Here is a 15,289-nt window from a genome sequence, read left to right as displayed (position 1 = left end):
GTCTGGCAAATGCCTTGAAATCAAATTCATCTCCGTTTTCTTTCATAGTCAAAATTTAATAAATTAAACATTGACACAGTTAATTGAACAGTCTCATTCATTTCACATTTTTTCTATAAACCTATCACCCCTTCGGGGTTTTTCAACTCGACAACAATTACAACAACTAGAACAATTACAACTTTCCCAACCCGACAACGCGAAGCGGAAAACTCGACAACGCTTAGAAGACAACCAAAAAAGACACAAGATTTAAGACCCAAGGCACAAGACTTGATTCCCCAACAACAATTACAACAACTAGAACAATTACAACAAAAAAAAGAGAGATCCTTCGCTGCACTCAGGATGACAAATACTCCAACCTGACAACGCGAAGCAGACAACAATTACAACCTTTTAAAGTCAAATTCCCTTAAAAATACAACTCCTTCAACCTTAGAAAAAATCAATTATTTAAGAAATAATACAATAAAAATTGCCAAAATAGGCAGATTTTACCCCCATTCCCATTACCCTTCCCTTACCCTTCCCTTACCCTTCCGTTACACCCTCCTTACCCATTCGTTACCTTTTGACCAATTTCCAAGAAACTATATCATTATTCCGATATTTTTTGACTTTGTACTTTTCCTATATTAAAATCCCGATACACGCTAGGATCGATCGGCTTTGGACTCATTCATACTGCCTACTCCAATACCTAACCAGAATCCGCCGTGGACTATCGACTGTGGTCTGTCGACTTTTTACAAAACCCGCAGAATCCGCAGAAACTGCACTTTTCCGCAAAATCCGCAATATCCGCAGGATCCGCAGATTGTTTTTTATTCCATTCCAAGCCTTCCCACATTTGGTCATGTTTCACTTAAACCAAATCAAAAATGGGAAAGCAATCAAGTGCATTCAAACTCGAAGGTAACATAGGAGGATTGTCCTTCTACAAAACCAGGGATGGCCACATGGCCAGAGAAAAAGGAGGCGTCTCCAAAGACAGGATCATGAACGATCCTAAATACGCGCGGACCAGGGAAAACCTGAAAGAGTTTTCCGAAAATGCCAGGACTGTCAAGATGGTCAAGGATACCATCAGACCGGCAATCCTCAGAATTGCGGACGCAAAGCTGCACAACAGGTTGATCAGGGAGATGATGAAAGTCCTCAGAACAGATCCTGTCAACGGCAGGGGAAAGCGCCTTGTTTCGGAGGGAGATTGGAACCTGCTCCAGGGTTTTGAGATCAATTCCAGTGCAGTCCTATCCGGCTCAATCAAGACAGAAATCACGGTGACCAACAGCCCTACAGAATGGGGATTTTCCATCAATTCATTCCTGCCGGTTGATTTCCTTTCCATTCCTTTGGGAGCTACGCATTTCAGATTGATGGCTGCAGGTGCATCATTTGATTTCCAGGCAGGGACCAAAAGCTTCTTGCTTGATGCAGGAGCAAACCTTCCCTTGGAAGAACTCACAGGAGCGATTTCTGTGACCATCCCCAAAGCAGGTTTACCCGAACCAAACAAGCTGTTTATCATCGGGATTGAATTCCTGCAGGTGGTCAACGGGCAAGACTATGCCTTCAACAGTGAGGAGCACAATGCCGGGGCAATCGTTACCGTCGAAAAAGTCTAAGGCCATGAAGTTGCTCATGAAAAGGGAGTATGGAACGCACGTAACTAGGGGAGAAATTTCCCTATACGGAAAGCTGCTTTGCAAAACCCTTGAACCTTCGGTATCATCAGAAAGTATCCCCTGTCCGGAAGGATTGTACAGATTGGAATGCGAATATGACGAGAACAGCGGTTGGCACCTCTATTTTGAAGCGGATGACAGACGCATAAAAATCAGGTACAATTCGGTATCAGCTGCAAAGGACTGCATAGTCCCGGTCACCTGTTTCAAAGAAAGCATGCCATTGTTTACCCGGCTTGCATGTAGGAAGTTGACCGACAGGTTGATGGATTGCATGGAAGAGGGGGAAGAGGTATGGCTGGAGATTTACAGTAAGTCCAAACCTTCAATACAGATACGATGGAAATTGAATCCGCAGAATACCTTGCAGGCGCAGGAGGGGTAATTTCATTGATGCTCTCCGTTATTGCCTACCTGTTGAAGTTCCTCTTGCAGGATTTCAGGGCGCTGCAACAAAACCTCCACGAGGTACAGACCAGGTACCAGTTGATGGAAGTGGCCATGCAGACCATGTCCAAGGACCTGAATGCCCTCAGGCTGCAACTCCAAAAGAAAGCACCTGTATAATACTGTTTATTATTTGACCCTTTGACCAATCATCCCTGTCTTATTGAGATAGGGATGATTTTTTCTTTCTCCCCTAAGGCCAACTCCACCAACTGCCAATAATCTCAAGCAGAAACTTAATACATTCAACAAATTGAATACTGAAACCGCCGAGCGAGGGGAGGCGAAATTCCGCGCCGGCGAAGGCCATGAGGGGGGAAGGATTATTTCGCTTGCCTTTTTTGGTTACTTTTTGTGGTAAGACAAAAAGTGACAAAAGGAATATGCTTCATCCTTTTAATCTGTGGGTAAAAAACAACTTTAAATGTTTTGGCGGGGAGTCTTTTTTCCTCTCGACCATCAAATTAGCCAAAACCAAACCCAATTCATTTCACATTTTTTCTATAAACATTTCACCCCTTCGGGGTTTTCTAACCAACCATAAAACTCGACAACCTGAGAACCCGACAACGCGAAGCAGACAACCAAAATGACACAAGACATAAGACACAAGATCCCAGACTTGTCTCCCGCACAACCACTAGAACAATTAGAACCACTACAACAATTACAACTTTCCCAACCCGACAACGCGAAGCTGATAACCCGACAACGCGCAGCAGACAACAATTACAACCTACCCACTGTGACTTTTACTTCCTCCTTTTACCTTTCCTCCGGTCTCTTTCCCTCTTCCTTCTTTTTTTATCCTGTTCCTTGCTTTTGACCAAAACCATCCTTGCAGATATTCCAACCTGCCCACGGAAAAATTCCTCCCTTCCGGAAAGGTTCATGTTGGGTTTGTAATCCAAAGAAATCACCGTATTGGCCACAGTCATCTCAATCCCGCCGATAAGGTCTACCCCGGTGGTTGGATTGCCATAGGTATGGATGATTTGGTTGGCTTCAGGAACTTTGACAAAACTTTCCTCCCAACCCGAGGATATTCCCGCACCCAGGTAATAGTTAAACCGCTTGGAAAGAATAGGCCTGTGCCTTTCTAACAAGAGGTGAAATGTGGTGTTTCTGTCAAAATCAGATTGGACAATGCCCTCTAAGGTGACATGCTTAAAAACCCGCTGCTGTGCAGTCAGTCCAATCGTTCGGCTAAAATCATTGCTTCCCATCCTTAAACCCAAAGCGTTGCCATACCTTTGTGCAAAAACTTGTGGAATAGAAAAACACAGGGTGAAAAGTAAGAGGGCTATAATCGTTTTATACATATCCTTGGGTTAAGCTGTAGTTATTTGCACCAATAACTGTTCCAAGAATTTGAAAGATAGGTACTACCAATCGTCATCGTTGTCCTGCCTTGAATCCCCTTCAGTTTGGCTTTGGGAAAGGTAGGCTTGTAAAAACTCCCGATTGCCTTCATCTACCCAAATTTTGGTTTGGGAAATCGTTCGATACGTTTTTTCCATATTTTCAAAAGTAGCCGAAGGAACATGTACCGGGATTTTAAAAATCCTCACATCCGATTTCTCAAAAGGAGTAGCCTTCTTACTGTTGAAAAAATAGGGGAGAAGCGTAGAGGAACACGAAAACGCAATCAGGTCAATCCGCTTTTCCACAAAATAGGATTCCAGCCTTTCATTGATGTTTTCGAAAAACTCCAAAGTCTCCTGCAGCCTCACCCTCGAACCGGCCCTCGACTTGCCTTTGGTCTTCAAATGTTTGATTTGACTTTTTCCCTGTTTCTTCCGGACCATATACGCCCGAAAGACTTTATGATCTGCCAAATGCCCGTTTTCATACAAGGCAGTCACCGCCATCCCGGATTTGATGGAGACAATGACTTGGTTTTGAAAGTCAAGTTTTTGAAGGGAATTGTCCGATTCCGAAAAGTAACTTTGAATGGAATGCCTTATTCTATATTCTTTAGCTTGATTGGGTTGATTCACCAATATTATTTTTTTATCCGCATCATATGCCAAATTAATGGGAGACTTTGCCCACAAAAAGAGTAGTTTATTTACTGATTCTTCACTTATATTTATCCAATCCATAATTTTTTTTAATAGGAAGAGTAGAAATGGTCTAATATTTGTATCTTACATACATAAAAAATACGATCGTTACGTTTTGGTCGAAGGTAAGGATTGTAAACCAAGTTTCATTTCACGTAAAAATAGGAATAGTATTTCATTTCAATGTTCGAATGGAGGTTATAACCATACCTGCATTAGGTTGAAAGTGAACAAAACACCTGCGATCTGAAACATAAATATTATAGAAAAGGTTATAATAAAAGATTTCGATAATCGTTATATCAAATATAAAATTGGAATAATCCATGAAAATTAAAGAAATGATATTGTTGCATGAGGAATTTCTGGCTGACTTTGGTTTCAGCTTAGAAAAGAAACAGCTTCACTATTCCAAAACAATAACCCAAGGCAAACAAATTATTTTCTTCCACCACACCCATTTCAATGATGCTTCTTACCTGGAATACCATCTTGGATTGAGGTTTGATTTGGTAGAATCCATCATTCACAAATTTTTGCCGACGCTTGGGGATTACAAGGACCGAAGCATCACTTTGGTAGAAACCTTGGACAAGATTGATCCGAATATGCCAAAAAGGTATTTCCTGGAAAATGACATGGAGATCAATGGGGTTATTGAGAAAGTGGAGGGGTTTCTGGTCAAAGACGGATTTCCTTGGATGGACCATTATTCTAAGGGCATCAAGCTTGAAAGGTTCTTCAATGAAGATCCGGACAGAAACATTGTGACCCAGAATTTTACCTATAGGTCATCCCGCGGCATTGCTTTGGCCAAATTGTACAACCCAAGCAAATACAAAGAGGTACGTGATATCTACTTGGCCAAAATGGATGAGATGCAGGTCACTCCTTTCTCTGTTGCTTGCTTTCTGAACCTGTTGGGATATTTGGACAACTTATAATTAACAAGTCTTCGAATTTGGTTCTCACCGGCTGTTCTGACTTTAAGGTCAGAACTCAGTTATTTTTTCATTTATACTTTCTTTACCTTTTTCTTAAATAAACCTGATTGAAAGTCCAATTGTCTTTCTCCGCAACTAAAAGCGGGGTAGCAGATATTTTTGGCTTTTCTTAGATAATCAGGATTCCTGATTCCTACCTTGATTCTTCGGGCAAAATAGGGGACTACACCGGACATGCTGCTCAAATCCTCTTAAAAGAATTTTGAGCATTAAAAATCTCAGTGTTGGTATTTTGCATCAGTTTTTCTTTGATAAAATGAGGCAATAAGGCAGAAAACAAGAAGATCAGCCGGGATAATTTCCCGGGAATGATTTTATTTTCCTTTTGGAGGCATTTTTCAATGGCCATTCCTGCCACATACTCCGGTTCCAGATAACTCAATTTTGAAAACATACCTAAATAGTGACATATCCTAAACTGATTGATATTGGTTTTGATGCCCGCAGGCGTCAGCACGCATATGTGGACATGGGTGTTTTTCAATTCTTGCCGCAGACTGTTTGAAAAGTAATAGATAAAGGATTTTGTCGCACCGTACACCTGTTTAAAAGGACCTTCATAATAGGCTATCATCGAACTCACATTGAGTATAAAGGCACTTTCCTGTGATTGGAGTACATCCAACAGCCCATGGGTAATCATGATAAACGCTTTGATATTCAGCTGAATCATCTTGTCGAAGGTGGAAAAATTTTCATCGGAAAACCTGTAATTACCACCGACACCGGCATTATTGATAAGAAAAGAAATCGGGTAATTGTTGGATTTGACATACGCAATCAACTGGATACAGCTTTGCTCACTGCAAAGATCAAGTTCAAGAAAATCCACCAACACATCGAAATTTGACCGGATAAGGCCACACAAGCCGGGTAGTCCTGTACTTGGTAGGGAGACCAAAAAAAGATCCATGCCTTTTTTGGCCGCTTCTATGGCAAAGGATTTTCCCAATCCTTCACTAGCTCCTGTAATCAAAACAAAATGTTTCATGGCTTTTCAGATTGGGTTAAAAACCGGATGGTAATTTCGATCGCCTCCTCAAAAGGAGTTATCTGATATCCGAGTTGGGAAACCGCCTTGGAACAGTCAAATGCGGAGTTTTGGGTCAACCGCTTAACAAGATCAGGAGTGATTTTGGGCTCCAAGCCAAACCGCTCTGCCAAGAATTTGGAAAACTGGGAAAAATAGGACAGGGGCCACAAAGGGATTTTCAGAATCCAACCATTTTTGTTTACCCCGTTTTTAATTGCCTCAAACAATTCCCCCAAGGTCTTATTCTCTCCGCCGAGAATATATTTTTCTCCAATGACTCCTTTGTCTCTGGCTAAAATATGTCCCATGACGATATCCTCAATAAAGCCGTAATTGCCGATTACCTCACTTTGCTTTGGGATGACAGCAAAGCCCTTTTTCATGAACCCGATGATTATCCTGTTGACACCGGAGCTAGGCGATGCGATACCCGGCCCAAAAATCCGGGAGGGCATTACAATCAAACCCGGAAAACCGTTCGCCACAGATTTCAGCAACTCCTTTTCTGCCAAAGATTTGCTGATTTCATAATCATTGTTGAAACTGCTCCATCTCGGGGTTTCTTCATTGTTGGGAAGCTTCAAAGATGGTCCGATGGTACCTGTAGAGCTTGTCAGGATAAATTTTGAAATACCCAATTCTTTGGCCGCCCCGATCACATTGACCGTCCCATCCACATTGACCCTATAAAAATCATCTGAATCCTTTGACCAAACCCTCGCCAATGCTGCCACATGAAAAACTGTATCACAACCTTCCATGCCTTTTGCAATAGCCTCTTTATCCAAAACATCTCCAAAAAACACCTTGATATTGGGATGTGCCAAGGTCTTGACAGCATCGGGATTTCGGATCAAAGCATGGACTGTCTCCCCGTTTTCTGCAAGTTTCATGGCCAATCTTTGGCCCAAATACCCTGATGCTCCTGTGAGGAATGACTTCATGTCTACATTGTTTTATTTCCAACTTACCCAAACCAAGTTACGTCTCAAAGAATTATTACCGAAATTGATTTGGAACAAACTGGTTTAAAGCCAATGGATTTGAACCAATAAACTGAAAAAACAAAGTAAAATGGGCAGTTAGGCATTTTTGCCCAAATGAAAAGGAAAGGATAAGTCTTTTTTGATAAATTAAATCATCGCATTTGCAATAAATGCGGTTGACTTTGAAAAGAATTTAAATTGAAGCTTAAAGCTTATTTCCGCTTTACACCCCGTACCGCCTCAGCCTGCAAAGGTTCATCGGGCCATGAATGTTTGGGATACCTCCTTTTCATTTCTTTTTTCACTTCAAAATAGGCATTCATCCAAAAACTCCTCAAGTCTGACGTCACTTGTACAGGTTTGAATCCCGGTGATAAAAGGTGTAGCAGCAGCGGGATTTTACCCTCATTGATCTTGGGTGTATCGAGCCATCCAAATACTTCCTGAAGCCTCACCGCCAGGACAGGCGCCTCACCATGACCGGAATAATGAATGGCGATCATGCTTCCACTGGGAATAGCTATTTTTTCCGGTGCCAAAGCCTGCAAAAGTTTTTGCTGATCAAAGTTCAGGCTGTTAAGCAGGATCTCCTTCATATTTAACCTGAGGAGATCTTCCTCCCTTTTGACCCCAATAAGGTAGGGAGAAAGCCATTTGTCTGCATTCTCCAAAAGTGAGGAAATGGTAAAATCAGGCCAAATTTGATCAGGATTCCAAACCCTGAGGGAGTTGACCCGATTTTGGAGTTGAAGGGTTTCTTCACTGAAATCAAGCAAGCTCTCTCCTTCGGAGCGGATGGCCTCAAGGATTGCAGCTGCCCTTTCTGTTTCGGAAAGGTTTGTTAATGGACTTGATTTCAGGATGATGGAACCTAGGCAGAGGTTTTTGACAGCAACCAATTCACCGTTTCTTTTGTCCCACTTGATGACTTTTTTCTCTTTCACCATAGAAATCAGATCCTTAGGGTTCAATGGAGAAGCCATGAATATTTTGCCGACACCATCTCTTGCATCCACGTGAGACACAGCTAGCCATGATTCATGGGCGAGGTCGTCCCTGTGTCCCATCATCACAATCTTCCCATTTGCCAACTGGAATTGGGCATTGTTTCCCGGTCTCGAGCATGCAATCCTCTCGGGATAGGCATAGGCGATCAACAATCCTGTTTCAAATGGATCTACAAATCCATTTTCGGGTTCAATCTGCAGCATTTTGCGGTATTGTTTCGCCACCTTTTCGATCTTATTGATTCCTTTGACAGAAAGCGATTCCCGCCTTGCTCTTCTCATAGCTTCCAACCTCAGGTTGATATCCACCCCTGCATCAGCCTCTAAAGGATCCCTTTCTTCCAATAAAGCTGCTATATCCGTAGCCAAACCGCTTTTGCCGATTTTCTCAGCCATAAGCAACATATGGGCTATACGGGGATGGGCAGGAATGGCATGGATTTTTTGCCCGTGGGCAGTGATTTTGCCTGATTCCATGGCATTGATTTCATGGAGCAGCTCATAAGCTTGGGAAATATGTCCGGAAGGGGGAGGAGTCAGCCAAGTAAGTTGCTGTATATCTTTCGTTCCCCATTGGACCATATCCAAAACCAAAAAAGCCAAATCCGCTTCTAAAATCTCCGGTGTCCTGAAGTCCGCCATCTGTGCATGGGTATGCCGCGACCACATCCGGTAGCAAACTCCCGGTCCAAGCCTTCCCGCTCTTCCTGACCTTTGGTCTGCGGAGTCTTTGGAAATCCTGATGGTTTCCAACTTTGAAAGCCCGGTCCTGGGATTGAATTTGGAAGTACGGCCATATCCCGAGTCGACAACGGTCTCAATGCCTTCTATCGTCAAACTTGTTTCCGCAATAGAGGTCGCCAATACCACTTTTCTCTTTCCGTATTTGTTGGGAAAAATGGCCTGATGTTGGGCTTGGGGACTCAGCAGGCCATACAATGGGTGAATTGAAAAATCCGGAAGTTGTCTTTTCAATATTGCTTCGGTTTTTTTGATTTCCCCCTGTCCGGGCAAAAAAACAAGAATGTCCCCGGTGTGCTTCAATGTGGCTTCAATGACGGTTTTGGAGACCATTTCAGGCAAAATACTCAAGTCAAAATCCCCTACAAAATGCTGCGCCACAGGAAAGGATTTGCCTTCACTTTTGACAGCAGGTGCTTGTAGTAAAGTTGTCAATTGCGGCATATCCAATGTTGCCGACATGACTAGTATTCTTAGATCAGGTCTAAGGATTTGCTGCACTTCACGGCAAAGCGCCATGGCCACATCTGCATGGATGTTCCTCTCATGAAATTCATCAAAAATCACCATTCCGACTTCTTCCAAGGTACTGTCGGAATGCAACATCCTTGTCAAAATCCCTTCTGTGACCACCTCAATCCTTGTTTTGGATGTTACCATGTTTTCAAACCTGATTCGAAAGCCAATGGTGTCACCAACTTTTTCGCCGATCAGGTCTGACATGCGCCAGGCTATTGTTTTGGCAGCAAGTCGCCTAGGTTCTAGCATTAAAATTTTCTTCCCTGCCAAAAAACGTTCCTCAAGCAATGCCAAAGGCAAAAGTGTGCTTTTCCCTGCTCCAGGAGGGGCATTGACTATCAGGGTGTTGTTGGATTCAAGGAGTGATTTTACTTCAGGAATAATATCCTTGATGGGAAGGTCAATGGTATGGTAGTCGAAGTTCAAAGTTCAGATTTTGAACCAAAGGTAAAAAAAATACCGCTGGATGTAGAACGGGAGGTTCACATGCAGCGGTATCACTTGACAAATGGAATTATTATCTATTCTATCTTGGCCGAAGCTTTGCCATATTCCCACCTGATTTCAAAACTGTCAGATTTCACTTCATACACCAATCTTTCTTCCAGGGTGCTTGTTTGTGTAGACGGAACTTCTACTCTCAAAGCATCTTTGCTTTGGTCATATTTGTAAGCTCCCCATTGCTTGGCTTCCTTGTTGAAAATAAAGGTAGAACTCGTCTCACCGGGGATAATGAAGAATGAATACTTTCCTGCAGGAAGCGTCTGTCCTTGGATTTTGATGTCTTTGGACGTTTCAAAAGTGGTAGCATCGTCAGCACCTGCTCTCCAAACTTGACCCAATGGAACCAAATCTCCCCAGATTACCCTGCCTTTTACTGCAGGACTGCTGTAGTTGATGGTTATCTTAGAACCTTTTATTGTTCCTTCCGCAGTTTTGGCAGGACTTGCTTTTTCTTGTGCAAAGGCTACAATGGATACCATTGCAAGCAACATGGTCAATAAGCCAAATCTTTTCAAATTCATTTTTTTCATGGTTTAGGTTTTATCAAATCTTTGATGTTTTAACTTATGCAGTCCTATTTTGGTTGTTAATATTTTGTTAAATCTTAACCCAGGCCTGCTTTTTATGGCTTTCAATGATTCTCTCACAGATCAAAAGTTCCCTCAGACCATCCTCAAATGTCGGGAAACTAGGTTTATCCGGCTGTTTTCCTTCTCTGACGGCTGCGTATACTTCTTTGAACATCTGCTTGGATGTGTCAGGAAAACCTTCATTATGGCCTCCGGGAAAGCTCACCAATCCGGATGCTTCTCGGGTAAGCAAGGATGGATCTTTCATCAAGTGCTGGTTTGCAGTTTCTCTTTTTCCTATCCAAAGCTCATTTGGTCTTTCAGAACACCATTCAAAGTTGGCCTTAGAACCCGAGATCTCAATATTCAGCCTGTTTTTTCTGCCTGCGTTTACTTGGCTGACTGTGACCGAACCTTTGTTCCCATTGTCAAACCTTAACAAAACACTCGCATGGTCTTCGGTATTGATCGGAACTTCGGCATAATCAGAAGCGTCAAGCATTTTCCCGGAATAGGTTTCTAAAGGTTTCAATGGCTTCAATCTCGTCTTATGGACAGTGGAAAAATCCGCCATCACTTCAGTCACTTTCAATCCTGTCACATATTCGGTGATGTCCAAAAGGTGCGAACCGATATCTGCAATAGCCCTGGAATCTCCTGATTTGTCCGGTTCCAATCTCCAATTATAATCAGTCTGCAAAAACAGCCAATCCTGAAGGTACGAACCCATGATGCTGTAAATTTCTCCCAAATCGCCGTTTTCCCTCATGGTTTTCATTTGTCTGACCAAAGGATAATAGCGAAGGTTAAAATGTACGGCATTTACAAGTCCTTTTTCTTTGGCCAATGCGACGAGTTCTTCTGCCTCTTCAATTTTTGTTGCAAGTGGTTTTTCACATACGACATGCTTTCCTGCCAACAAGGCTGCTTTGGATTGTGAAAAATGGAGAAAGTTTGGTGTACAGATATGGACCACATCTATATCAGCCTGATTGAGCATGTACTCAAAAGTGTAGGCATTAGGGATTCCCAGCAAAGCAGCTTTTTCTTTTGCCAAGTCAATATTGACTTCACACAAAGCTGTCACTTCAATATTTGGCAATCTCCTCAATGCTTCCAAATGCGCAGGACCGATAAAGCCAGTTCCCACAATGGCTGTTTTAATCTTTTTCATAGGGTCTTTTGGTTTGAAATCAAAATTAAAGATAGGGTCAAGAATTTGATTTAAAAAAAATCGCCTGCAAAAAGTCCCTCTAAACCTCTAATTTAAAACATCAAAAAAAAAGGCCACCGCACAAAGTGCGATGGACCTCTTCACCAATTAAGATTAGATAAAAAAATTAGCCAAAGTCAAAATTTTGGATTAAGTAATAGAGTCTATTTTAAAGTATGATCATTACTATAGAAGTGATAGCTGTCAATATGCCGGATATTCTAAAAACTTTCGCCATGTTACCTCTAAACTCAAAGGATTTTTGGTCTTCTATGCTTTCGAAAATAATACTTCCATCTTTATTGGTATGGTAAAACGCGTAGATATCAGTCTCAAAACTGTTTTTATGCGCAAATACCAATAAAGTAATGGTAAGGATAATGCAGATAATCAAAATATTTGATTTACTGATTTCTAATGGAAACCCAGAGTTTTCCCCCAAAAAAGGAAAGATGCCAGATTGAACAAATGCGGCAGGAGTTTCCTTGACCTGAACCTGATTTTTTATTGACTCTTTTAAGGCAGGATTTCCAACATTTGCCAAAGTGTCATTGGTCATAAACATCAGGCAAGCCACTAAGACTGCCAATGTGCTTGTTAGGAATTTCTTCATTTCAAATGGATTAATTAGATGATTATTGTTGGGTTTTTGGGTGACTCAACTGATTGAAAATAAGTAAGAAAAAAATTAATATCAAAATAATAATATAAAAATAAATCAAAATACAAAATAATTATTATGAAACAGAATTAACAGGCCATGAAAAGAGCTTAAAATTATGTTTTTAGGAATTAAAATGTGCTTCTGAAAGAAATAGAACCTATTTTTTCCTTCCGAAATCCATGAAAACTCCTTTATATCTACCTGAAATAGGCTATGTTTTTTATCCAAATACCATTTTAAAAAAGTATAATTTTATCCAAATCATTTTCGAATTAAACGTAAAATTATTCCCAATATTTAAATGATTAATTAATAATAAATTTTGACTTTTATAGATAAAACAAATTTTTATATTAATTTAATGCTGTTTTTTAGGATAAGATGGAGCAACTATTTGATATAATCGAGTTTGAAGCACTAGATGGATTTCCATGTAACCTTTGGCATTACAAAAAGTCCGGCAACACCAAAGGGCCTGTATTATTGGTGCATGGTGCCGGAGTACGGGCCAATATTTTCAATGCACCTACAGATAAAAACATCATTCAGGCTTTGGCAGAAGAAGGTTATGATGTCTGGTTGGAAAATTGGAGGGCAAGCATTGACCTGAAGCCGAATGAATGGAATCTTGATATAGTAGCCGAGAATGACCATCCGGCCGCTGTAAGGAAAATCGTGGAGTTGACCGGATCCAAGGAAATCAAAGCGATCATCCATTGTCAGGGTAGCACGAGTTTTATGATATCTTATGTCAAGGGGTTGCTTCCCGAAGTTAAGACCATCATCAGCAATGCAGTTTCCTTGCATCCTGTTGTCCCAAAATTCTCTGTCTTTAAGATCAACTTCCTTGTGCCTATTGTCAGCTTGATGTTTGACTACCTGAATCCACAATGGGGCCTTAAAGCACCGGATTTCAAAACCAAAATGCTTAGGAAACTTGTGAAAGTTACCCATCCCGAAAATGATACCATGGTGGGCAAGTTTGTAAGCTTTACCTACGGATCAGGATTTCCCGCTTTATGGCTTTTGGAAAACCTCAATGAGGAAACCAAAAACTGGATACAGCAAGAGTTTGCCAATGTTCCGTTGACTTTTTTTAAGCATATCCAAAAATGTATCCGAAAAGGAGTGCTGATACCTCTTGATCCAAACAAAGGACAAAGCCATGCTCCGGATGATTTCAAACCTGAATCAAGAATTATTCTGTTTGGGGGCATGAAAAATCTTTGCTTCCTTCCTGATAGTCAACAAAATACCTTTGGGTATTTGGAGAGGGTGGATCCCGGTGTCCATCAATTGTACCTATTGGAGAATTACAGCCATCTTGACGTTTTCTTTGGCAAAAATTCTCATTTAGATGTATTTCCCTTGATGATTGCTGAATTGAACAAACCTTAATTTTAAAACCCATGCCACCTAATAGAATCAAAAGATACCAAGGCAGACATGCCTTGGTAGACGGCATTCCCTACATAATGCCCGTCAGTGCCCGAAATTCCCCGGCTTTGATGGCGGGATTTACCTGTGATTGGGAAAAAGCAAATGCACTGCTGCCAGGAAACGAAATCCATGCACTTCGGCTACCAAACGGAAAAGCAACATTATTGATTACTGTCATCAATTACCTGGATACCAGCATTGGGAAATATATAGAGTACAGCATTGCAATAGGATGTACACATGGTCCTAAACCTGCTCCGCGAATACTCAATGCAATGATGCTAAAGACTTATGGAACCGGTCAATATATCCTTGACCTTCCGGTAAGCAGCGAGGTTTCTGTAAAGGGAGGAAAAGGAATTTGGGGAATGCCTAAGCACAAGGCCAATCTGGACTTTAAGGTTACAGAGGATCGGGTGACAAGTCAATATGAAAAAGACGGACAATTTGCATTTCGGATAGAAATAGAAAGACCCAAAAGCGCATCCTTAAAGCTAAAAGTCGGAGCTACCAATTATTGCAGGTTCAGGAATATGCTCATGGCTTCTTATATCTACTTTGACACCAAAGCCGGCGTAAATCTTTTTGGAAAAGCAAAAGGAAAGTTGTTTATCGGTGACCATCCCAATGTTTCATTCTTGAGAGATATTGACATTAATCCGGATCCTTATTTTACGCTTTTTATGCCAAAAGCAAATGGTATTTTGGATGACCATTTTGACTGTTGGTTTATGACATATGATGAGCCCCAAACTGAAATGCCCGAAGGCCTTGAAAGTATTTACAACTTGGGACTGAGTGAGGATTGGCTTCCTGATCCTTCAATTACAGATTTCGAGAAGTACAAAATCTAGTATTCCACTTTAACCCAAAATCCTATGAGCCCTCTAAAACAAACTATTGTAGACCTGAGCAACGCTTATATATTTTTTTGTGCTTCCATTTATTTGGGCATGTTCTGGTCACTGCATTTTTTCTGGTTTCCAAATTATCCCTCCACGCTCAATCTGGAGAACTATTATGATGCGATTATTCCGCAGACTACTTTGGCGACGAAGTTTTTTTTCATCACGATTCCCATCATGGCAGCATGCTTGGTAGTGATGTTGATTTCTGAATGGAAGACAAAATTGATGTGGGTACCTATCGTCTGGATTCCGGGATTGTTGGCTCCGGTGATCATCCAACAAGCTTATATCGAAGACATCAATAACCAATTTTCGGAAGGAGTGACGGATGAAGCCACACTTCAGATTCTTTTGGGTGAATGGATGTATCTCAACGACTTAAGGTGGATAATTTTGACTATAATGTGGGGAATCACGATGTACTTTTTCATTGCCAAGGCAAAAGGAAGATAATTCCAAGTACCATCATATTTTCAGTTTTTTCCATTTAACTAAGA

General features: G+C 41.3%; 15 protein-coding genes. 7 read left to right on the top strand and 8 right to left on the bottom strand.

What is annotated here, in order from left to right; all coding sequences use genetic code 11:
* Nucleotides 1–884 precede the first annotated feature (884 nt).
* From NK987_RS21275 to NK987_RS21265, 3 genes are read left to right on the top strand one after another with little or no spacing between them, the layout of a single operon-like run.
* Nucleotides 885–1,631, top strand: coding sequence for a hypothetical protein (locus NK987_RS21275; protein WP_259265492.1), 747 nt, complete (start codon nucleotides 885–887; stop codon nucleotides 1,629–1,631).
* A gap of 4 nt (nucleotides 1,632–1,635) precedes the next feature.
* On the top strand, nucleotides 1,636–2,076 hold the full coding sequence (locus NK987_RS21270; protein WP_259265491.1) for a DUF5675 family protein: 441 nt from the start codon (nucleotides 1,636–1,638) through the stop codon (nucleotides 2,074–2,076).
* On the top strand, nucleotides 2,031–2,258 hold the full coding sequence (locus tag NK987_RS21265) for a hypothetical protein (protein WP_258423563.1): 228 nt from the start codon (nucleotides 2,031–2,033) through the stop codon (nucleotides 2,256–2,258). Before NK987_RS21270 ends, NK987_RS21265 begins: the two co-directional genes overlap by 46 nt.
* A 632-nt stretch (nucleotides 2,259–2,890) precedes the next feature.
* Here the strand turns inward: NK987_RS21265 and NK987_RS21260 are convergent.
* Nucleotides 2,891–3,460, bottom strand: a complete 570-nt coding sequence (locus NK987_RS21260) for a hypothetical protein (protein ID WP_259265490.1) — start codon at nucleotides 3,458–3,460, stop codon at nucleotides 2,891–2,893.
* 63 nt (nucleotides 3,461–3,523) lie between these two features.
* Nucleotides 3,524–4,243: a hypothetical protein gene (locus NK987_RS21255; protein WP_259265489.1), complete on the bottom strand. Its 720-nt coding sequence runs from the start codon at nucleotides 4,241–4,243 to the stop codon at nucleotides 3,524–3,526.
* A 287-nt stretch (nucleotides 4,244–4,530) separates the two neighbouring features.
* Between NK987_RS21255 and NK987_RS21250 the strand changes: the two genes are divergently transcribed.
* Complete coding sequence (locus NK987_RS21250; protein WP_258423560.1) at nucleotides 4,531–5,148, top strand: hypothetical protein; 618 nt, start codon at nucleotides 4,531–4,533, stop codon at nucleotides 5,146–5,148.
* 241 nt (nucleotides 5,149–5,389) lie between these two features.
* Here NK987_RS21250 and NK987_RS21245 read toward each other — a convergent pair whose 3' ends face one another.
* The 6 genes from NK987_RS21245 to NK987_RS21220 form a co-directional block, all read right to left on the bottom strand.
* On the bottom strand, nucleotides 5,390–6,199 hold the full coding sequence (locus NK987_RS21245; protein WP_258423559.1) for an SDR family NAD(P)-dependent oxidoreductase: 810 nt from the start codon (nucleotides 6,197–6,199) through the stop codon (nucleotides 5,390–5,392).
* Entirely contained in the window at nucleotides 6,196–7,185 is a 990-nt protein-coding gene (locus NK987_RS21240) for an NAD-dependent epimerase/dehydratase family protein (RefSeq protein ID WP_258423558.1), read from the bottom strand. The genes NK987_RS21245 and NK987_RS21240 overlap by 4 nt, the downstream gene beginning before the upstream one ends.
* A gap of 254 nt (nucleotides 7,186–7,439) precedes the next feature.
* Nucleotides 7,440–9,920, bottom strand: coding sequence for an ATP-dependent helicase HrpB (hrpB, locus tag NK987_RS21235; protein ID WP_258423556.1), 2,481 nt, complete (start codon nucleotides 9,918–9,920; stop codon nucleotides 7,440–7,442).
* A 95-nt stretch (nucleotides 9,921–10,015) separates the two neighbouring features.
* Complete coding sequence (locus NK987_RS21230; protein WP_259265488.1) at nucleotides 10,016–10,528, bottom strand: DUF2911 domain-containing protein; 513 nt, start codon at nucleotides 10,526–10,528, stop codon at nucleotides 10,016–10,018.
* 67 nt (nucleotides 10,529–10,595) lie between these two features.
* The gene (locus NK987_RS21225) at nucleotides 10,596–11,741 is read right to left on the bottom strand and encodes a Gfo/Idh/MocA family protein (protein WP_259265487.1); all 1,146 of its coding nucleotides are present in this window, start codon (nucleotides 11,739–11,741) and stop codon (nucleotides 10,596–10,598) included.
* Nucleotides 11,742–11,949: 208 nt separating this feature from the next.
* Complete coding sequence (locus tag NK987_RS21220; RefSeq protein WP_259265486.1) at nucleotides 11,950–12,393, bottom strand: hypothetical protein; 444 nt, start codon at nucleotides 12,391–12,393, stop codon at nucleotides 11,950–11,952.
* Between the two features lie 432 nt (nucleotides 12,394–12,825).
* On the opposite strand from NK987_RS21220, the gene NK987_RS21215 reads away from it, so the two are divergent.
* From NK987_RS21215 to NK987_RS21205, 3 genes are read left to right on the top strand one after another with little or no spacing between them, the layout of a single operon-like run.
* On the top strand, nucleotides 12,826–13,842 hold the full coding sequence (locus tag NK987_RS21215) for an esterase (protein ID WP_259265485.1): 1,017 nt from the start codon (nucleotides 12,826–12,828) through the stop codon (nucleotides 13,840–13,842).
* An 11-nt stretch (nucleotides 13,843–13,853) separates the two neighbouring features.
* Nucleotides 13,854–14,738, top strand: a complete 885-nt coding sequence (locus NK987_RS21210; RefSeq protein ID WP_259265484.1) for an acetoacetate decarboxylase family protein — start codon at nucleotides 13,854–13,856, stop codon at nucleotides 14,736–14,738.
* A 24-nt stretch (nucleotides 14,739–14,762) separates the two neighbouring features.
* The gene (locus tag NK987_RS21205; protein WP_259265483.1) at nucleotides 14,763–15,245 is read left to right on the top strand and encodes a hypothetical protein; all 483 of its coding nucleotides are present in this window, start codon (nucleotides 14,763–14,765) and stop codon (nucleotides 15,243–15,245) included.
* Nucleotides 15,246–15,289: the final 44 nt, after the last annotated feature.

It is taken from the genome of Aquiflexum gelatinilyticum, assembly GCF_024813435.1.
GTDB classification, from domain to species: domain Bacteria; phylum Bacteroidota; class Bacteroidia; order Cytophagales; family Cyclobacteriaceae; genus Cognataquiflexum; species Cognataquiflexum gelatinilyticum.
Note: the sequence above shows the minus strand (reverse complement) of the source record. Positions and strands in the feature narration are given on the sequence as shown.